The organism is Ochrobactrum sp. Marseille-Q0166 (genome assembly GCF_014397025.1).
In the GTDB taxonomy this organism is placed as follows: domain Bacteria; phylum Pseudomonadota; class Alphaproteobacteria; order Rhizobiales; family Rhizobiaceae; genus Brucella.
In genome coordinates this window covers 80,270-99,255 of the sequence record NZ_JACJUO010000002.1, presented here as the reverse complement: position 1 = coordinate 99,255, position 18,986 = coordinate 80,270, and the positions used below count along the sequence as shown (strand labels likewise).

Genomic DNA, 18,986 nt, shown 5'->3' with positions numbered 1-18,986 from the left:
AGTGATTAATGAAGAAGTCCCTCTTCGGTGCAGGCATGGCATTCGCAGCCGCTTTTCTCGCAAGCACGGCCGCTTTTGCCGACATCACCGTTTATACGGCTGGTCCTGGCAAGCTGATTGAAGGTCTGGCCGCTGGCTTCACGGCCAAGACCGGCACGAAGGTTAATGTCTTTCAGGCAACCACCGGCAAGGTCATGACTCGTATCGAAGCTGAAGCTGCCAACCCTGTTGTCTACGCTCTGATTTCGGCTTCTTGGGACACAGCAACCGATTTCGCCAAGCGCGACTGGCTCGTGGCTTACACAAGCCCGAATGCTGAAAAGGTTCCTGATTTTCTGAAGAATGAAACCGCTGTTGCACAGGGCGTTTCTGCTCTCGGTATCGCATGGAACCCGAATAGCAAGACGCCAAAGCCGACCGAATGGGCTGATCTTGCCAAGCCGGAATACAAGGATCTGGTGAACCTGCCGGATCCATCGCAGTCGGGCGCAACTTTCGAACTCGTTGCAGCTTTGCAGGCGGAGCAGGGCTGGGACTTGTTCAAGCATCTGCATGAAAACGGCGAGGTTGCTGCCGGTGCCAATGCAGAAGCGCTGACCCCTTTGCTTCAGGGCGCGAAAGCCGCTGTTTTCGGCGCTGTCGATTACATCTCGCTTGCAGGCAAGGCAAAGGGTGAAGCCATTGACGTGATCTTCCCAACATCGGGCACCGTCATTGCGCCGCGTCCGGCTATGATCCTCAACTGGTCGAAAAATCAGGACGAAGCCAAGCAGTTCATCAATTACATGCTTTCCGATGAAGGCCAGGAAATGGTTGCAAAGGCCTATCTGATGCCTGCACGTTCCGACGTTGCTGCAAACCGTCCTCTGATCAGCGATCTTAAAATTCTGAAGATTGATGCAGAAGCTGTTTACGGCAAGCGTAACGAAACGCTGAAGGAATTCAACGCGATCTTTGGCGCGAAGAAGTGATGAACGGGCGGCTCTCCTCACTTGTTGAGGAGAGCCGTTTCATTTTGTTTTGTTTTTAAAACGCTGCCTTTTCCAAGGCGGTGGGAATACCGCTGAGGCAATCATGAGTGCTAAGACCGCTACCGCTGCAAATCCGCTTGGGCTTGTGGCCGTCATCGGCCTTGCCATTGTCGTCGCGGTTCCGTTTATTTTCATTGTTTTGCAGGCCATTTTTCCGCAGATCGGGCAGGGCGTGTTCAGCGCGCCTTTTGTGCATTTGCCTGCATTGTTTGAAGATCCAAAGCTCCTGCGCATGACCGGAAACACCATTTTGCTCGGTGTCAGCGTCGTCGTGCTGTCGGCTATCATCGCAGTGCCGCTCGCCGTGTTCCGGGCGCTTTATAAAGTGCCGTTGGCGACGCCGGGACTTGCAGCAAGCCTGCTACTCGTATTCGCTTCGGCAATCGAGGAATATGACACACCAGCAGCGCTTGGAAGTCGTTCGGGCTTCGACGTGCTGGTAACGGAAATCGACCTGCGCATATCTGACTGGCCTATTGACCTTTCCGGTGCTGCTGTCTTCTCACTGGCACTTGTTTTGTTGTCGCTTGCGGCTTTCATGCTTCAGCGCTGGATTTTGACGCGCCGTTCTTATGTGACGACTGGCGGTAAACCGCAGAACAAGGACAAGCGCGATCTCGGCGCGTTCAAGGTTCCTGTCGTCATCCTGTTTGGGGGGGCATTTGCCGCAACCGGAGTGCCGCTCCTTGCCATTCTCGCTACCGCCATGTCGAAGACCGTTTCCGGCGGGTTGACGCTGTCCAATCTCGGTTTTGATAATTTTGCAGATATCGCTGATAACAGCGCGGGCGCTATGCGAGCGTTTACCAACACTCTTTCATTGGGTGTAGCAAGTGCGCTTCTGACAGGTTTGCTGGTGGCTATCGCTGCCTATGCAGTTGTGAAAATGCGTTGCCGTGGGCGTTTCTGGTTCGATGTTCTAACAGTGTTGCCAAATTCGCTTCCCGGTGTTGTGGTGGCCGTCGGTCTTATCCTTGCGTGGAACCAGCCATCACTGCTCATTTCACCTTACAATACGCCGCTCATTCTGTTGCTTGCCTATTGCTGTATCCTGCTGCCGCAGTCGATCCGTTATGCGACAGCGGCGTTTCATCAGATTGGTGATAATCTCGAAGCCGCTGCGCGTGTCTGTGTAGCAAGCAGTTTTAGGACCTTCCGCCGCATCATACTACCACTTATTGCGCCAAGCCTGATTACTCAAATGCTGCTGGTCTTTGCAGTGGCTACGCGTGAGCTGGTCGCTTCTACACTGGTGGCGCCTGTCGGTATGCAGACTATTTCCATCTTTATCTGGCGTCAGTTTGAACAGGGATCAATTGGGCTTGGCATGGCCATGGCGTTCATTGCAATTTTGCTGACAACGCTGCCCCCGCTGTTGTTGATGGGCCTGCTCAAGCGAACTGGGTTAGTGAAAGTGTAATCCTGTCGACAAATTGCGTACAGAGATTTATCCTTTAAGCGTTTCACAGAGTGTGTGGCGGCTGAAAGGAATAAGCAATGTCTCTCAAAACCCAACATCCAAGCATTTCCAATGAGGAGCGGTTGGAGCGCATTAACGTAGTGCGCAGTCGTTTGAGCGAAAAAAACATTGGTGCCTTGCTGCTTGGATCGACCGAGAGCCTGCTTTATTACACTGGACTTGTCTGGCATTTGAGCGAGCGTCTGCTTGGTGCGGTCATTACGCAAAGCGAGATAGTCTATGTTGTTCCGGGTTTTGAGCAGAGCCGTGTGGAGAGCCTCCCGCATTTGGCTGGCGAAATCCGCATTTGGCAGGAAGAGCAAAACAGTGCGGCTCTCGTTGCCTCATTGCTGAAAGCCGGTGAAACGCTTGCCGTTGACGATGCTGTGCCACTCTTCGTCTACAATTCCCTGCGCCGCGAGATTGGTGCTGATCGACTTGTTGATGCCGGTCCAATCATTCGTGAACAGCGTATCGTCAAATCGCAGAACGAAATCGATATCATTAAATATGCCATGGGGCTGACGCTGGAAGTGCATCGCCGCGCGCATCAGTTCATTCGTCCGGGCATAGCAGCCTCCGATGTCGTGCGCTTTATCGATGAGCAGCATCGTGAGCTGGGCGCTGCTGGCGGCTCGACGTTCTGTATCGTGTCCTTTGGCGAAGCAACCTCGCTGCCACATGGCGCGGATGGCGAACAGGTCTATAAAAATGGCGATGTTATTTTGGTGGACACGGGTTGCCGGATCGATGGTTATCATTCCGATCTGACCCGCACCTATATGCTGGATGAGCCGACAGCCGATTTTGAGCGCATCTGGACGATTGAACGGCAGGCGCAGCAAGCTGTGTTCGATGCTGCAAAGATTGGTGCTGCCTGTTCCAGCCTTGATGATGCCGCCCGCGCAGTGCTTATCAAGCATGGGTTAGGGCCAGATTATCAGCTTCCCGGTCTTCCGCATCGTGCGGGCCACGGTCTGGGGCTGGAAATCCACGAAGCACCATATATTGTTCGCGGCAATCCGTTGCCGCTCCAAGCGGGTATGTGTTTCTCGAATGAGCCGATGATTGTCGTGCCGGGACAGTTTGGCGTACGTCTGGAAGACCATATCTATATGAGTGCTGAAGGCGCGCATTGGTTTACGCCGCCTGCCAAGGGGCCAACAGAGCCATTTGCCTGATCATTGCAAAAGGATAGACCAATGACGGAAAGCGATAATAACGCCATCCCCGAGCGCCGGCGTGGTTCTGGTGGCAAAATGGTCTATGATCTGCTGCGGGATGAAATTCTCGATCTGGTGTTGCCCCCTGGTAGCCCGATCGACGAAGTGCAGCTTGCAGAGCGGTTCAAAATGTCCCGTACGCCAATCCGAGAGGCTTTGGTGCGGCTGGCAGGCGAGGGGTTGATCGACACTTTGCCAAATCGCTCGACCATGGTGTCGAATATTGATTTCCTGAACATGCATACCTATTTCGACGCGCTGACCTTGATGTATCGCGTCACAACCCAGCTTGCGGCTAAAAACTATCGACAGGAAGACCTGGATATCATCGCATTGCATCAGGCAGAGTTCACCAAGGCTGTGGAAGCGCAGGACGCGCTTTTAATGATTGCAACCAACGCATCACTTCATCTTGCAATCGCAGAAGCGGGGCGTAATCCCTATTTCACAAACCTCTTCAAGCGCCTGTTGGATGAGGGTCGGCGTATTTTGCGGCTCTATTATCAGTCCTACAATGATCAGTTGCCCCGCCGTTTCGTGGAGGAGCATGAAGAAATGATCGCTGCAATCGCAGCACGGGACATGAAATTGGCCGAGCAGCTTGCCCATGAACATGCAGAGCAGATCGTACGTCAGGTTCAGAAACTGGTGATGCGGGCTGATCGTCTGGAAATAAGTTTGTAACTCTACATATTTCCTGTCGACAAATAAAATACAGACTGATATATCAGTTGTAGAGGCTGAAAGGCGGCTTCGCGTCGCCAGTGCTTCAATCGCTCTGGTTTTTGTTTTGCTGCATTTTCTGATCCACGTTACTTAGCGAAAGACGGAAATGCTCTGAGAGGAGTTTTAGATGGCTGCCAATATTTTTTCCGGCGTGATTCCGGCTCTGATGACCCCATGCAAGGATGATCGCACACCCGATTATGATGCGCTGGTACGCAAGGGTAAGGAACTGATCGCCGCCGGTATGTCGGCTGTCGTTTATTGTGGTTCGATGGGTGACTGGCCGCTCCTCACCGACGAACAGCGTATGGAAGGCGTTGCTCGCCTGGCTGCCGCGGGCATTCCTGTCATTGTTGGAACCGGCGCTGTGAACACAGCCGTCGCCGCGGCGCATGCAGCACACGCACAGAAGGTTGGCGCCAAGGGCCTTATGGTTATCCCGCGCGTTTTGTCGCGCGGTTCGGTGATTACAGCGCAGAAGGCACATTTCAAGGCCATCCTGTCGGCTGCACCTGATCTGCCAGCCGTCATCTACAATAGCCCTTATTATGGCTTTGCCACCCGTGCGGATCTGTTCTTCGCATTGCGCGCAGAGCATCCAAATCTCGTTGGCTTCAAGGAATTTGGCGGCCCTGCTGACATGCGTTATGCAGCCGAAAACATCACCAGCCGCGATGATGATGTCACGCTGATGATTGGTGTTGATACGGCTGTGTTCCACGGATTTGTGAACTGTGGTGCAACCGGTGCTATCACCGGCATCGGCAATGTTCTGCCGAAGGAAGTCATTCAGCTTTGCAAGCTGTCGCAAGCTGCCGCGAGCGGCGATGCCGATGCACGCCAGCGTGCGCTTGAACTCGAACAGGCGCTTGCTGTGCTTTCCTCGTTCGATGAAGGTCCAGACCTGGTGCTCTATTTCAAGCACATGATGGTTCTGAAGGGCGACAAAGAATACACGCTGCACTTTAACGAAACAGATACTCTTTCCGAAAGTCAGCGCGGCTATGTCGAAGCGCAGTTCAAACTGTTCAACAGTTGGTACGCCGAGTGGAGCAAGCTTCCGGGTGCTGTCCAGAAATACGCTGCTTGAATATATCCTGAAAGTAAAAAGCCCTCCTTTCGGAGGGCTTTTTTGTATTAGGAGATCGCATCCAAACCTTTTTCCAGCAGCAAATCGAGCTGGTCGATTTCCGCTTTGGTAAGCTTGACGCCTTCGCTTTCAGATTCCGCACGTGCCTTGAAGCGGCGTTGTGATGGCAGCCGCGCGCCCTGTCCGACGATGGCTTCAAAGAACGTCTCTGCACGAGCAAATGGATCGCCGGGGCGGCCTTTGGCAAAGGCTTCCGGTGAGAATGCGATTATGAGCTCACCGTGCACTGGCGATAATGTCGTCGTGCCAAGGAAATCAAGCACTTCGGGGCTGGTCAGGTCGCCGATCATGATGGCGGCGAGCAGTTCAACCATCGTGCTGATCGCGGACCCCTTATGTCCGCCAAAAGGAAGCATTGCACCCGCAAGCGCTGTTTCCGGGTCAGTCGTTGGGTTGCCTTGTGCATCCAGCGCCCAGCCCTCCGGCAATTGTTTGCCAGCGCGACGATGCAGTTCGATCTCGCCTCGTGCCGCAACAGAGGTCGCGAAGTCAAAGACGTAAGGCGATGTTTCCTTGCGTGGCCAGCCAAAGGCAAAAGGATTGGTACCGAGCAACGGCTTGTTGCCGCCGGTCGGGGCTACGGTTGCATAGCTCGGGCACATGACGAGTGCAGCGAGGCCTTCACTCGTCAGCGCTTCAACTTCAGGCCAGAGTGCCGAAAAATGGGTGCAGTCATTGATGACAAGCGCTGCGATACCGAGTCTGCGCGCGCGTTCGGCAAGTATTGGCACGCCCAGCTCGAAAGCCGGGTTTGCAAAGCCGAAATTCGCATTGACGCGCACGATACCGGAGGCTTCGTCTTTCACGATTTCAGGAATTGCGTCTGCTTTGACCTTACCGGCCTTGACTGTGCGAAGCGCACCCTCGATACGGTATATGCCGTGAGATTTGCAGTGATCGCGTTCACCCGCAACAATCACACGAGCGACAGCCGCAGCCTGTATAGCGTTCAACCCTGCCTTACGAAAAATCGCCTCTACGCGGTCGTGAAGGTTAGCAATGCTCAGGATGGTAGTCTCGCTCATCATGCATCTTTCATGGCTGAGCCTGACGGGAGGAGCCCGCAGGCAATTGATATCTGCGCACACAGTGTATACAAAGATTTGGGGTATACAATCATTAGACAAGTGCAATTTGGATCTGGCAGGATACTGGCTTAATTGTACGTCGATTTCTACAGGAGGATAGGCGAATGGCGTTCACGCCCAAAGGAAAACACCTTGTTGCTGGCGAGTGGCTCGACGGAGCCGGCACTTTTGAATCTTCACCAGCAAGTGGGCCTGCACATTCGTTTGCAGTCGGTACAGTTGATCTGGTAAATCGCGCCTGCGAAGCGGCAGAAGACGCTTTCTGGTCTTACGGTTACTCGACGCGCACTGAACGTGCTACTTTTCTGCGTGCAATCGCTGATGAAATTGAAGCACGCATTGCTGATATCGTCGTGATTGGCTCGCAGGAAACCGGCTTGCCGGAAGCGCGTCTTCAGGGGGAAACCGGTCGCACCACCGGCCAGCTGCGCCTGTTTGCTGACCATATCGAAAAGGGCGACTATCTTGATCGCCGTTTTGATGCAGCACTTCCTGATCGTCAGCCAGCACCGCGTCCTGAAATTCGTCTGGTTCAGCGCCCAATCGGACCTGTGGCGGTTTTCGGTGCATCCAATTTCCCGATGGCCTTTTCCACTGCCGGTGGTGATACCGCGGCAGCGCTTGCTGCCGGTTGCCCTGTGGTCGTAAAGGGTCATTCTGCACATCCGGGAACAGGCGAAATCGTGGCACAAGCTGTTGAAGCTGCTATTGCCAAGACGGGCGTTCATCCCGGCGTGTTCTCGCTCATTCAGGGCGGTCGCCGCGATGTTGGTCATGCGCTTGTTCAGAATCCGAACATCAAGGCTGTTGGTTTCACCGGTTCACTAGCTGGTGGTCGTGCATTGTTCGACCTTTGCGCCGCACGTCCCGAGCCAATTCCATTCTTCGGCGAGCTTGGTTCGGTCAACCCGATGTTCCTGTTGCCAGAAGCCATGAAAGCGCGTGCCGAAACGCTCGGACAGGGCTGGGCCGGTTCGCTAACCATGGGCGCAGGTCAGTTTTGCACTAATCCCGGTATCGCCGTCGTTCTCGATGGTGCTGACGCTGACCGCTTCACTGAAGCGACTGTTGAAGGTCTCAAGAAGGTTGCTCCGCAGACCATGCTGACCGACGGTATTGCTCAAGCCTATCATGAAGGCAAAGAGCGCTTCGATACGCGAAATGCGGTGAAACCGCTTTATGAAACAGAGTCGTCAGGACGTCAGGCTTCGCCAAACCTGTTTGAAACAACCGGAGAGCGCTTCCTGTCCGATCATGCGCTTGGTGAAGAAGTGTTCGGTCCTCTCGGACTTGTTGTCCGTGTGGGTTCGGTCGACGAGATGGAAAAGCTCGCGCACGGCTTTGAAGGTCAGCTGACTGCGACCATTCATATGGATGATGGGGATATCGCCTCTGCACAGAAGCTACTTCCCGTGCTGGAACGCAAGGCTGGCCGAGTTCTTGTCAATGGCTTCCCAACCGGTGTTGAAGTGGTGGACTCAATGGTTCATGGCGGACCATATCCGGCATCCACCAACTTCGGTGCAACCAGCGTTGGCACCATGTCCATCCGTCGCTTCCTGCGCCCTGTTTCCTATCAGAATTTCCCGAAGGAACTTCTGCCGGAAGACTTCGCATAGTCGTTTAAATACAAAAACGAAAGCCCCTCCATTGGAGGGGCTTTTTATTGGTTACTCGTAAAGTGCAGTGGCTAGTTTTCGAATAGCCTCGGCGGTACGCGGACCAAATCCCAGCATATATGGCCCCTCAAGTACGACGAGCGACTGGCTCTTTGCCGCTGGAGTTTGCTGCAAGGCCTTGTGCGAGAATACATCTTCGCGGGTTGGTCCGCCATTTCCGTCTGACAGCATCAGAACAACATCTGGCTCAGCCTTGACCAGCCATTCTTCCGATACAGGCTTATAGCCGGAATAGATCGACAGCGGATTGATCCCGCCTGCATAACGGATGAAAGCATCGGCCGCCGTATCACTGCCCGCACCGCTCAGACGTGCCAGGCCATGAAAGAAAACCACTTTCTTTTGCTTGTCTGCCGATATCTTGCTGGCATAGGCCGTGGCTGCATCAAAATCGTCGATGACTTTCTGCGTCAGCGCATCCCCTTCTTTTTCGAGGTCGAGGCGTTTTGCAATGAGTTTGATCTTTTTGACCAAGCCTGCGCGACTGTTATCGACGGGAATATAAAGGATCTCTACTGCTGACTGGTTGAGTACATCGGTCGTTTCCGGTGGGCCAATGTCTTCGGACGCAATGATGAGATCTGTGTCGAGTGTCAAAATGCCTTCGGGCGACAGGCTCCGGCGATAGCCGACATTGGTTTTCGTGGCAGTCTCTGCAGGGTATTTGCTGCTGCGATCAACGGCAACGATCTTATCGCCCACGCCCAGTGCGAAGATGATTTCCGTGACATCAGGACCAAGCGAGACAATGCGGTTAGCCTCTTTGGTTTCGGCGTGAACGGATTTCTGCTGAAAAGCGATAATGACCAGCGACGCGAACAGTAATTTTAGGAAGATGGCTGCAATTTGATAGGAAGAACGCACGATCGCCTGACCCATGTGATGTCATTTTTAATCAGGTAATCCTATTTAATATGAGTAAAATATTCAAGTTAAATAGCGCTGTCGCACTTCATGGCTTAACGAATTGTGAGTTTTGACTTGTGCGGCGAATATTTTTTAACCAGACGGAAGCGCTGCTTGTTATCAGGGCGCTCTGAATGATCCACCAGGACTGACAGGGCACGGGCGTAATCAAGTACCAAACCAGGCGTCCAAGCCATTGATTCTGCGCGTTTGCGCATAAGCCCTGCTGCCCATAACTCAGGGAAAACAATTGCCTGTAAAGCTTTAAAAACTGGCCATCTATGTTCGCGGTAGACTCCTTCGAGGGCGGCATCGAGAGCGTCAGCGACTGCACTTGAGCAATTTCTGTTTGTCAGATTGTAAGTGTCGTTTGAACGATAATGTTTCCAAAACCGGCGCAGGCGCGTTGCATCGATGTTCTTGATTTGCACTTGTACTGTGGAAAGGCACCAATCATTGGATTCATATTCGTAACTTGGTAAAAAGCGACCGGGAACATTATTGTCTGCTGTTGCGCGTAGCGTACGGCTGAATTCATCTGGATTGCGGTCGATTTCAGCTGCTGGATAATGGCTGATATAGAGGTCGGGACTCATTTCAAGCGCTGCGTGGCCTGTCGAGATTACGCCATTGCTATCAACAGCGGCTATATAGCGATTGATCGCTCTGCGTCGGAGCGATGTCATTGCCGTACCGGTCGGTGTCCAAACGTGCACGGTGAGCGTTTTACTGTTTCGTGCAACCCGTTTGCGGTATAGTTGTGCAGCACGATAATTAAATGGGTTTCGGCTTAAAATACTTGTCAAAGAGGCGTCCGCCTCCATACGCTTGATACGAAATGCTATACTCAGCAATCCCACGCCAGTTAGGACAAATACGGCACCGACATTGACGCCTACAGTGCCTTCATACCATGTTGGCCATGGCTGTAAGGTTGCAATTGCAATCATGACTTCAACGATGCCACCAATCAAACCGACGCGCCAGCGCGGATAGCGGACAACCCAGGCGCTCGCGATACGCACAACGCCATCAATAAGAAAACAAAGGCCGAACAAAACGGCGAGGGCAAAATTACTTGCGGGGGTAGAGCTAATGATCAAAATGCTGACGCCAAACAGAGCAACGCCCTGAACGATACGCATTCGGCGGGCAGTTCCCTGACTGGCAATAGCCGCGAAGAGGCAGAGTGCAGCTTCGGGAAGCAAAAAATAACCAAAGATGCGTGTTGGTATCAGAGTTTTTCCATCGAGTGCATCAATGATGATTAAAGACCCGCCGATAATCCATAAAATTGAGATCGCGAGCAGAGTTCTCCAGTGCCGTTGAATTATCTCCCGACCAAGCAGAAGAAACAATATGCGTATCACCCCAGCCTCCGAGAAGCAGCCTATAAGGCTTTATTAAACGGATTACATGGTAGGTTTCAATGCAAAAGGAGTTTAAACAAGCGATATAGTTTATTGTTTTACTTTGTCGGCGGATAGAAATCCATGTATAACTCGATAGCAATAAAAAAGCCCCGGATTTCGGGGCTTTTGGAATTCACCTGCAAAGCTATGAAATTGCTCTGCCAATCCATATGAGAATACACGCTCCGATGAACCCCGATACGAGGTATCCGAGCCACCCCCCGAAAGAAACCCCCAGAAATCCAAATATAAAGCTGGCAATCGCGGCGCCTATAATACCCAAAATGATATTCAGGAATATGCCGGTGTTGCTATTCATAAAGCTAGAAGCAAACCAGCCTGCAAAACCACCTATAATGATTGCTGCGATCCAACCTACACCTGCGCCACTCATTGAAAAGCTCTCCTCAATTGAAGTTATACAGACAGATATGTATCGGCTGGTTCTTTCGACAAGGGGGGGGCTACGGCTTGATATTGAACAAGGTGTCAAAGGGCAGGCTTGCGATGTTCAAGTTGGATATTGAAGGTGTTTTTGCCTGATTTGAAATATATTCTTTCAAATCAGGCATTCTGCGAGTCATAATTTTATTTGCCTCAATTATATAATAATTGAGTTCGTAAATATTTTCATAAAAGTAATAAATATATGATAATTAAATAAATATTATATAATTTTTATAGTATAATACTTTTTGTTTAAAGTGTGTATACTATACTTCATTTAAATTATTTCTAATAATTGAAGTGTAATATATTCAGACCGTATTAATTATTAAAATTACGTTATGATTTTTGTAGTTCTAGCTCACGCCGCCGCAACATTTCGCGCATAGACGTGGTCCGAAGACTGGCTCGTTCGTCCAGGGTGCTGCTCTTTTGCCAGATTCCATATTTTTCTCGAAAATAATCAATCACCATTAGATCAGCGTGAACACGATCATGTCCTTCCTGAACAAGGTTGAGAAGAGCATCGACTTTGCTTCCTCCGCCCTCAGCAAGCTTTCTCCGGCGCCCTGTGTTCCAAATTGGGATACCCACACGTTCGAGGTGGCCCGAAATCCATGGGTCATCAACTGTCCACATGACGTCAGGGATATCATAGAAGAGGTCATCGAACCATTCTGGCCGTACTAACACTCCTGCGAAGCCAGAAATCTGGTCAACATATCCGCTAGTCGACAAGTTCGGCTTAATGGTAAACAGACTTGCTATTCGTTTTGTCCGGTAAATTACCCCTTTTTTCTTCCATCGGCTGCGCGGAAGTCGGTCTTTAGGTCGAGAATCATCTGCGATGTCAGGAAAAGTTTCTCCTACTTCAATAATGCACGTATTCGGCTTCCGCTCGGATTCCATCTTGAAGCGTTTATGCCAGCCACGATCATAAATTTTGTCATCATCACAAAAAAGGATATCAACATTCTGTTCTTTTAAATCCCGAGCGGCTGGCAAAACTTTTGTTGCCGGCCCGTAATCTTTATCACAGCGATGGATTGAAACTCCTGTAGGGACCGCGGGTAGTTTTCCATTCCATTCAGGAAACCGACGATACTGGCGCGGAATGTAAAGTCTGATTTCTGTAGCTTTTAAGTTCTGCCGTAAAAGCGAATTTAGGGTTGGCTGAAGCAAATCAAATCTGGATGGAATTGATGACAATGTTATAATTGTTGGCCTGTTCAATTTTTCCTCGCTGGATCAGGGCGGAAATGTTGGTACTTTAACCCATGTTTAAACATGCTGATTTGGTCAAGAGTGCATAGCTCAATATTAAATCATGTTAATATTGGAGTGATTTAAAAGGCTTCGTGATGCCACAATTGGGCTTATCTAAGGCCGTCAAATTACGCAGCGAATATTGACTTTTACTCGTTGATATCATGCTCACTTTTAAAGCGCGATAAAATAACAGGAAACATGCCTGTAGCTGCGATAATCACTCCTAATCCAACTAAGAACACATTTAGCCAGAACATAATTGTCTGCACCCCAAAATTGTAACGTTTTGTTAAAGCAGTCAGCCTCTCTTTTCAAGTCGTCATTAATTAAGTTAGTTATTTTTTATGAGTAAATTTCTCTACTTTGTTAAAGATCTGAGCTGATATCGACCATGTTGGCTGGGCTTCTCGTTTTGTCGCAGTGACAATCTTATTGAGGGGTGAGATGAGCAATTATGAGCCTTAAAGCACGAATTATCGGCGATAAATTTGTAGCTGCCCTTTGGGTGGCGTCAATTACGCTCGTTATTCTGTTTCAAGACATCATAACAACCTACGCTCAGGCCTCGATGGTTGCATGGTCCAATGGTCCAACCGCAATCATCTGCTCGATCCATGATAGTGAACAGGGAACTCATGAAGAAGCACCGTTGAAGGATTTAGCACGGTCCTGTTGCTCGACGCTTTGTCAGGCTGCGTGTGCCATAAGCACAGGCATTGCGGCTCAGACGGTTTCGTTTGCCTATCACGCCGTTTTCATTCCCTCGCACCATGTCGTGCGACTTGCGGTTCTTGGTCCACCGGATCATGTTGCAGAAACACATCTTCCCAGAGGCCCGCCCGCATTTTCAGCTCAAGCATGAATCAAATCCGACGTTACGTAGTTTTCGCACATTCTAAGTGAGGCGCAATCGCGTGACGTCGGGCTGTTTCAGATGGGCTGGAGATGCCAATGTTTTCTATTCGTTTATTCGCAGATGCTGCACGATCTGGTGCAGCTATGACAGGTACTGTATTTGTCGAAGCCCAAGTCCCATTCTGCTGAGGCGACGTGCGTTGCCATTTCAAGCTTAAAGGCTTTCATTACACGGCTGCATTTTTATGTCGGGTTGTTCGTCGGTCCCTTTATTTTGATTACAGTGATTACAGGCACGCTTTACGTGCTGACGCCACAACTCGAAGATATGATCTATCGCGACAAGTTGCGCACATCCTCTCTGGGGACTGTGCAGCCGTTGGCGGATCAGGTTAAGGCTGCGCGCGATTTTATCGGTGACGAACCAAGGCTCTTTAGCTATACGGCCATCAACAGGCCCGAGCTGGAATTCGCGTATTATGTTCAGCGAGCCGGGTTAGGGTGAATTAGAAAGTCGAGCGATTTTCGTTGACCCGATCACGCTAGCGATCAAAGGCGATCTCGTCGTCTATGGAACGAGCGGTATTTTGCCGTTGCGCGCGTCGATTGACTAGCTGCATCGCAATCTCATGCTCTGCAATTTCGGGCGCTATTATAGCTAGCTTGCCGCGTCTTGGTTGTGGATCGCAGCACTTGGCGGGCTTTTGATATGGTGGTGGAAACGTGATGTCCGGCGCAATGCAAAGGCAAACGAGAACAAGCACCTCCGCACCCGTCGCCTGCACGGACAGATAGGAATCTGGATCGCCGTCGGACTGGTCTTTTTTTCGGCAACGGGTATGACCTGGTCGCAACTGGCTGGTGGTCGGATTGACGACTACCGTGCTACTGTAGGTTGGATCACGCCATCTGTTTCGGTGGCACTTGATAAGCCTGCTGTCGCGGCTGATCTTCATGCAAATCATCAGGGTCATGATGATGCACCTGCAACGATTGACTATATTGGTCAGCTGGACGCCGTAAATCTTTTGTCGCGACAATTCGGCCTTGAATCGCCGATGCTGGAAATTTGAGTGCGGCGCAATGTCGATAAGGCTTGGCTGGCTCGTGAATATGATCGTTCATGGCCAACGCAGGTCGACACGATTGCAATCGATCCGCGCGATATGCAGGCCATTAGTCGGGCCGACTTTGCAACCTTTCCGATCATCGCCAAGCCGATCCGCTGGGGGTATTGATCTACATATGGGCGTCCTGTTTGGCGTCGCCAATCAGGTTATCATGGCTTTGCTGGGTTTGACGCTGATCGGCACAATCATCTATGGTTATCACATCTGGTGGCAGCGACGTCCGCCTGCCGGTAGCACGCCGCGAACGCTGATCCAGAGCTGACTTTATCTTAGTATGCCGCAGAGGCTTGTGGTCGTGCTGATTGCGGCTATCATCGGATGGACTTTGCTGATGGTCGGTCTAAGCCTGTTGGTATTTCAGGCAATAGATTTGGTGCGCTGGAAACTGGCAACAATCGCCAAAATCTGAATCATAGAGGCACCCGCCTTGGCCCGTGCCTTTTATGAGCGTTAGCTCGCAGGACGTGGTGGCAAGCCAGCGTGTGCCCGCATTTTTTCGAGCAGTGCTGCTGCTATCGGTTCGTAATTTTCGTCGAAGTGATGTCCGCCCGACAGCTTCATCAGGTCCGCACCTTTGAGCTCTGGTGCTGTGCAGGCTGTATCGTCTTCCTCTTCACCATAGACGCAGACAACACGATCAAGTGGAATTGTTGTGATAGCCGGTACAACGTCTTTGTCTCCATCCATACCAAGCCAACCTTCAATGGAAACCTGGAATGTGGTGGTTGTTTCCACGCCAAGCAGTCCGATCATTTTTGTGCGATCCTGCAATGCTGGATCGAGATACTTCCATGCGAAGGGAAATGTATCAGCACCAAAGGAATAGCCCAGAACTGCGACTGGCAACTTTCCGGTCGGATCGGCCTTCTGGATCATGGTTGTTGTGTCCCGAGCAATTTCTTCCGGTGTGCGTTCCGACCAGAAATAGCGCAGCGAGTCGACACCGATGACATGGACGCCATTGGCCTGCAGCCACTCGCCGATTGATTTGTCAAGGTCGCGCCATCCACCATCGCCAGAGTAAAATACCGCGACCATGTCTGCCTTTCCGCCTTTGGCTGGAAGATCAACGATAGGCAAGGCTTCGTTCTTGGCGTCCTGATCAGCCATGGCGACCACATTATCGACTGCCATTTTGATGCGAGAGTCAAAATCGGACCCGGTTTGCAATATGGCGACTTTCTTTTGTCTGGCTTCCACCGGATTATTCACTGCCGCACCGGTTGGGCCAATCACGAGCGTTGGGGCAGGCATTTTCGCGTCATATTGGTAAGTGAAGCCGCCGTCAGGTGACTTGTTGGCTTCTGCTGCTTCCGTGCATGAAGGTAAACGCGTTTTTGCTGGCGCGGGATCGATAGAAATAGCCCCGGCTATAGTGGCATCTGGCGAATCTGAGGCTGCAGCATAAGCGATCGTTCCACCCTGACCGATGCCTGTTACGACAGGATGAAAATAGACATCAAGATCAAGTCCACGCAGGGCTTCCTTGGCAATCGCTTCAAAATCGGAATCGAGATAGTTACACTCGCCGTCCTCTTTATCGAGGGCAGCACGCCATGGACCAAGCTCTACCGGTAGCACGATAATGTTGCGCGCCAGCATCGCATCCATATAGCTTCGTTCTTTGTCACCGATGCCATTCTCGTCGCTCAATAAAATAGCAAGCCCAACCGGATTTCCCTTAGGCATATAGACCGGAATGTTCGATAGCCGCTCGGCACTCGCATGGATCACCGGTTCATCTGCATTAAAGAACTGCGCCCACTGACGCGCGATCTTGCCCGGATGGAGAGCGGCATATGTGCCAGCACCGCCGATCAAAACCAGCGCAAGGATAGCCAAAAGAATGCGGCGCTTCGTCATTTACGGATGAACTCCAGGGGATTGCCGTTGATCAAGGTTGTTGCGTCTATAAGCGCTCGCGGTGTTTCAAGTCCTCCGGGACAGACCATGTAATGCGGCGTCCAGACAGGATCGAATTTTTCCTTGAAAGCTTTAAGGCCGTCAAAGTGATAGAGGTCAGCGCCGCGCCGATAAATAAAAGAGCCGAAGCGGTTCCAGCGCGAGGCAAGCCGGCTCCGGTTTAGTCCTGAAAGCGGGGCAGCTCCCAGATTAAACCATTTATAGCCCTCATCCTTACTGTACATAAGAAGCTTGGCAAAAAGTGCATCCATCAAAAGCTTATGGACATTGGGCATATAACGCATCAGATCTACAGTAATTTCATATTTATCAGCCCCGCGCCAGAGATTAGCGAAGGCGACGATCTCGCCATCCTTTTTCAAAACAGCCACATCAAAACGCTGCATATAATCATCGTCGAAATAGCCGAGTGAGAAGCCTTTCTCACTACCTGATTTATGGTCCAGCCATGCATCCGAGATTTCGCGCAGACGCGGTATAAGTGGGGGTACATCCTTCACGTCGATGACTTGAAAGGTGAGACCGTCCTTATCGACCTTACGATCGGCGTAACGAAATGGCTGCCGACGAGGTCCTTCAAGAGAAAAGTTAGTCAACTCTACACGGGCGACTTCCCCAAGCTTGAGCGCCACGAGCCCCATATCGAGAAATAACGGCAGGCTTTGAGGTCCAACACCATAAAAGACTGTACGGAGGGCCATTTTGTCGGCTAGGCCATGAAAAGCCCATGCAAGATCTTTTCCGCTTTGCGTTGTACCGATGGGTTCACCCAAAGCGATCAGGCTTCCGCCCGATTGCGCATACATGATGAATGCGCTGTTGTCGGGTGCCAATAAAAACTGCTTGTCGCCGAGCATGGCGAGTGCCGCGTCTGTATAGGGGCATTGGGCAACAAGCGTTGGAACGACATCAGGAATTGAATAGTCGCGTTTGCGTTTGCGCTGGCTATGCCGGTTAATAATAGAATGCAGGCCAAAGGCTGCTACAACCGCAAAAACCAGAACAGTGGCACGTAAAAAGCGTGGTGCATTGTCATTCCATGCGAAATCCCACCATAAATTGTTGGAATATTCGACATGGCGATAGACGAAAAAGCCCAACCAGGTTGAGACGATAACAGTCGTTCCCACTAACGTAATCCAGCTCCAGCTGAGTTCAAATGGACCTGAAATCGGGCGTCTATAAAAGGAATCCCTGAATCCCCAAAGGGCAAGTGCAAAGATGCAAAGAATGCTTGCTTCTTCCCAGTCAAGGCCCTTGGCAATCGAGAAGACAGCGCCAAACAAGAGAAGCACGATTGCTGCAATCCATGCGCGTTCAAGCCGTTTAAACAAGCCGCGCGCAACGATGAGCAGTGCTACGCCAACCAGGCTTGCAGCAAGATGCGATGTTTCGACGAAGAACTCGGGCACAATGCCTGAGAGAATTTTGGTTCGATAATGCAGGTCGGGCGTGGCGCCAGATACAAGCAAAATAATACCAGCAAGCAAAATAATGCTTGCCGACAGGCTGGGTATCAGTGGTTCAACCAGACGCTTTGCAGATTTCGCTTGTCTGCCAAGCATTTTCCTGCGCCGCAGTGCTTCCCAAATAAGGAGGCCTATTGTCGAGACCACAAGCGGCATAACCGTGTAGATGACGCGGTAGGCGAGAAGGCCAGCGACTGCTTGAGGATTGTCGCCAATGCCAAGACCCGCAATGATTGTCGCCTCAAAGGCTCCTAATCCGCCGGGCGCATGGCTGGCAATGCCCAGCACAATGGCAATGACATAAACAAGGGAAAAAACCGCAAAGCTTGGAACCGCATCCGCTGGCATCAACACGTAAAGTGTCGCAGCCGCAGCGCCCACATCAACAAGCCCGGCGAGAATTTGTGTGGTTGCACCTTTGGAGTTGGGCAAGCGTAAGCTCAGCGTTCCGATACGTATGGTACGTTGGCCGTGAGAAAGCCAATAAATCAGCCATGCAATGGTGCCCAAAATGACAATACCCGCAACGATATCAATACGTGCGTCAATCGTCGAAATCCAAGGCACGTCTTGCGGGTCAATAAGAAGGGCTGCACCCACCATAATGATGAGTGCAAACCAGATCGCAAACCACGATGTTCCAACGATCTTGCCTATGTCGGCAAGGCTTATACCTTCTGCTGCATAGATGCGATAGCGGAGTGCGCCTCCGGTGAGCAGCGAAAAGCCAATGGCATTGGAGATCGCATAACCCGCAGCGCCTGCGACAGCAGCAATACGGCGCGGAATCTGGTTTGGGGCGATAGTATCTACTGCCACCACGTCATAAAGTGCGACGGCTGCATAGCTCAGCATTGTAAAGAGGACTGCCAGACCAATGATGGTCCACGGCATCTCATGGAATGCATCAAGCGTTTCTTTGCGTGACGTATTTTGCAGCAGGTTTCCCAAAACATAGATTGCCAGCAGAGCTATTGCGATGCCCGCTATCGGAAACAGAAAATGCTGATATCGCTTTAACCAACCGAAAGAGGTTTTAGTCTGGGGCGGGGTTAATGAAGGTTCTTCATCATCAATTAAGCTCATTGGAGCGTCGTCCAGTCTGGAACAATCTAAAATCTGGCAAATGATCCAGATTTAGGGCGAACTTGTGTTCGAACGAGCCGCATATTGAAAATATTCAAAGTAAAGGCGAATTTGCGAGGTAGCGCGTTATGTC

19 protein-coding genes are annotated in these 18,986 nt (G+C 51.2%); 12 read left to right on the top strand and 7 right to left on the bottom strand.

The annotated features are described in order from the left end of the window. Positions 1-8 precede the first annotated feature (8 nt). The 5 genes from H5024_RS11670 to H5024_RS11650 all read left to right on the top strand — a co-directional run bounded on the left by H5024_RS11670 (position 9) and on the right by H5024_RS11650 (position 5,529). On the top strand, positions 9-971 hold the full coding sequence (locus H5024_RS11670; RefSeq protein ID WP_187547001.1) for an ABC transporter substrate-binding protein: 963 nt from the start codon (positions 9-11) through the stop codon (positions 969-971). 103 nt (positions 972-1,074) lie between these two features. Further along, entirely contained in the window at positions 1,075-2,451 is a 1,377-nt protein-coding gene (locus H5024_RS11665; protein WP_187546999.1) for an ABC transporter permease subunit, read from the top strand. A 77-nt stretch (positions 2,452-2,528) separates the two neighbouring features. Next, positions 2,529-3,671: a Xaa-Pro peptidase family protein gene (locus H5024_RS11660; protein ID WP_187546996.1), complete on the top strand. Its 1,143-nt coding sequence runs from the start codon at positions 2,529-2,531 to the stop codon at positions 3,669-3,671. A 21-nt stretch (positions 3,672-3,692) separates the two neighbouring features. Continuing rightward, positions 3,693-4,397 (top strand): GntR family transcriptional regulator, encoded by a 705-nt coding sequence (locus H5024_RS11655; RefSeq protein ID WP_187546993.1) that lies wholly within the window; start codon positions 3,693-3,695, stop codon positions 4,395-4,397. A gap of 169 nt (positions 4,398-4,566) precedes the next feature. After that, a complete protein-coding gene (locus H5024_RS11650; protein ID WP_187546991.1) occupies positions 4,567-5,529 on the top strand; it encodes a dihydrodipicolinate synthase family protein in 963 nt (320 codons plus the stop codon). A gap of 47 nt (positions 5,530-5,576) precedes the next feature. Here H5024_RS11650 and H5024_RS11645 read toward each other — a convergent pair whose 3' ends face one another. Beyond that, entirely contained in the window at positions 5,577-6,614 is a 1,038-nt protein-coding gene (locus tag H5024_RS11645; protein WP_187548582.1) for an Ldh family oxidoreductase, read from the bottom strand. A 167-nt stretch (positions 6,615-6,781) separates the two neighbouring features. Between H5024_RS11645 and H5024_RS11640 the strand changes: the two genes are divergently transcribed. After that, positions 6,782-8,296 carry an aldehyde dehydrogenase (NADP(+)) gene (locus tag H5024_RS11640; RefSeq protein WP_187546988.1) on the top strand — a complete coding sequence of 505 codons (1,515 nt, stop codon included), beginning with the start codon at positions 6,782-6,784 and terminating at the stop codon, positions 8,294-8,296. 51 nt (positions 8,297-8,347) lie between these two features. Here the strand turns inward: H5024_RS11640 and H5024_RS11635 are convergent, their stop codons facing one another. The 4 genes from H5024_RS11635 to H5024_RS11620 form a co-directional block, all read right to left on the bottom strand. Further along, complete coding sequence (locus H5024_RS11635; RefSeq protein WP_187546986.1) at positions 8,348-9,235, bottom strand: ABC transporter substrate-binding protein; 888 nt, start codon at positions 9,233-9,235, stop codon at positions 8,348-8,350. A gap of 80 nt (positions 9,236-9,315) precedes the next feature. Continuing rightward, positions 9,316-10,632 (bottom strand): protease, encoded by a 1,317-nt coding sequence (locus tag H5024_RS11630; protein WP_348770688.1) that lies wholly within the window; start codon positions 10,630-10,632, stop codon positions 9,316-9,318. Between the two features lie 187 nt (positions 10,633-10,819). Beyond that, entirely contained in the window at positions 10,820-11,068 is a 249-nt protein-coding gene (locus tag H5024_RS11625) for a GlsB/YeaQ/YmgE family stress response membrane protein (RefSeq protein ID WP_187546984.1), read from the bottom strand. Between the two features lie 392 nt (positions 11,069-11,460). After that, positions 11,461-12,354 carry a glycosyltransferase family 2 protein gene (locus tag H5024_RS11620; protein WP_187546981.1) on the bottom strand — a complete coding sequence of 298 codons (894 nt, stop codon included), beginning with the start codon at positions 12,352-12,354 and terminating at the stop codon, positions 11,461-11,463. Between the two features lie 490 nt (positions 12,355-12,844). On the opposite strand from H5024_RS11620, the gene H5024_RS11615 reads away from it, so the two are divergent. From H5024_RS11615 to H5024_RS21510, 6 genes are all read left to right on the top strand, one after another. Beyond that, positions 12,845-13,252: a hypothetical protein gene (locus tag H5024_RS11615; protein WP_187546978.1), complete on the top strand. Its 408-nt coding sequence runs from the start codon at positions 12,845-12,847 to the stop codon at positions 13,250-13,252. Positions 13,253-13,405: 153 nt separating this feature from the next. Then, on the top strand, positions 13,406-13,750 hold the full coding sequence (locus tag H5024_RS21270) for a PepSY-associated TM helix domain-containing protein (protein WP_247875274.1): 345 nt from the start codon (positions 13,406-13,408) through the stop codon (positions 13,748-13,750). A 172-nt stretch (positions 13,751-13,922) separates the two neighbouring features. Further along, a complete protein-coding gene (locus H5024_RS21265; RefSeq protein ID WP_247875273.1) occupies positions 13,923-14,318 on the top strand; it encodes a PepSY-associated TM helix domain-containing protein in 396 nt (131 codons plus the stop codon). Then, positions 14,319-14,483 (top strand): hypothetical protein, encoded by a 165-nt coding sequence (locus tag H5024_RS21260; protein ID WP_247875272.1) that lies wholly within the window; start codon positions 14,319-14,321, stop codon positions 14,481-14,483. It abuts the gene before it with no gap. A 7-nt stretch (positions 14,484-14,490) separates the two neighbouring features. Next, the gene (locus tag H5024_RS21255; protein ID WP_247875271.1) at positions 14,491-14,637 is read left to right on the top strand and encodes a hypothetical protein; all 147 of its coding nucleotides are present in this window, start codon (positions 14,491-14,493) and stop codon (positions 14,635-14,637) included. Between the two features lie 12 nt (positions 14,638-14,649). Then, positions 14,650-14,784, top strand: a complete 135-nt coding sequence (locus H5024_RS21510) for a hypothetical protein (protein ID WP_282186047.1) — start codon at positions 14,650-14,652, stop codon at positions 14,782-14,784. A 41-nt stretch (positions 14,785-14,825) separates the two neighbouring features. Here H5024_RS21510 and H5024_RS11605 read toward each other — a convergent pair whose 3' ends face one another. Together H5024_RS11605 and mprF are read right to left on the bottom strand one after the other, a co-directional pair. Next, a complete protein-coding gene (locus H5024_RS11605) occupies positions 14,826-16,238 on the bottom strand; it encodes a virulence factor family protein (RefSeq protein WP_187546976.1) in 1,413 nt (470 codons plus the stop codon). Beyond that, the gene (gene mprF, locus H5024_RS11600; protein ID WP_187546974.1) at positions 16,235-18,853 is read right to left on the bottom strand and encodes a bifunctional lysylphosphatidylglycerol flippase/synthetase MprF; all 2,619 of its coding nucleotides are present in this window, start codon (positions 18,851-18,853) and stop codon (positions 16,235-16,237) included. The genes H5024_RS11605 and mprF overlap by 4 nt, the downstream gene beginning before the upstream one ends. Positions 18,854-18,986: the final 133 nt, after the last annotated feature.

Coding starts and splice junctions, on each gene's coding strand:
- H5024_RS11625 (WP_187546984.1), bottom strand. CDS start 11,068: ATGAGTGGCGCAGGTGTAGGTTGGATCGCAGCAATCATTATAGGTGGT.
- H5024_RS11670 (WP_187547001.1), top strand. CDS start 9: ATGAAGAAGTCCCTCTTCGGTGCAGGCATGGCATTCGCAGCCGCTTTT.
- H5024_RS11635 (WP_187546986.1), bottom strand. CDS start 9,235: ATGGGTCAGGCGATCGTGCGTTCTTCCTATCAAATTGCAGCCATCTTC.
- H5024_RS11640 (WP_187546988.1), top strand. CDS start 6,782: ATGGCGTTCACGCCCAAAGGAAAACACCTTGTTGCTGGCGAGTGGCTC.
- H5024_RS21510 (WP_282186047.1), top strand. CDS start 14,650: ATGCCGCAGAGGCTTGTGGTCGTGCTGATTGCGGCTATCATCGGATGG.
- H5024_RS11605 (WP_187546976.1), bottom strand. CDS start 16,238: ATGACGAAGCGCCGCATTCTTTTGGCTATCCTTGCGCTGGTTTTGATC.
- H5024_RS11660 (WP_187546996.1), top strand. CDS start 2,529: ATGTCTCTCAAAACCCAACATCCAAGCATTTCCAATGAGGAGCGGTTG.
- mprF (WP_187546974.1), bottom strand. CDS start 18,853: ATGAGCTTAATTGATGATGAAGAACCTTCATTAACCCCGCCCCAGACT.
- H5024_RS21255 (WP_247875271.1), top strand. CDS start 14,491: ATGGGCGTCCTGTTTGGCGTCGCCAATCAGGTTATCATGGCTTTGCTG.
- H5024_RS11615 (WP_187546978.1), top strand. CDS start 12,845: ATGAGCCTTAAAGCACGAATTATCGGCGATAAATTTGTAGCTGCCCTT.
- H5024_RS11655 (WP_187546993.1), top strand. CDS start 3,693: ATGACGGAAAGCGATAATAACGCCATCCCCGAGCGCCGGCGTGGTTCT.
- H5024_RS11665 (WP_187546999.1), top strand. CDS start 1,075: ATGAGTGCTAAGACCGCTACCGCTGCAAATCCGCTTGGGCTTGTGGCC.
- H5024_RS11650 (WP_187546991.1), top strand. CDS start 4,567: ATGGCTGCCAATATTTTTTCCGGCGTGATTCCGGCTCTGATGACCCCA.
- H5024_RS11645 (WP_187548582.1), bottom strand. CDS start 6,614: ATGAGCGAGACTACCATCCTGAGCATTGCTAACCTTCACGACCGCGTA.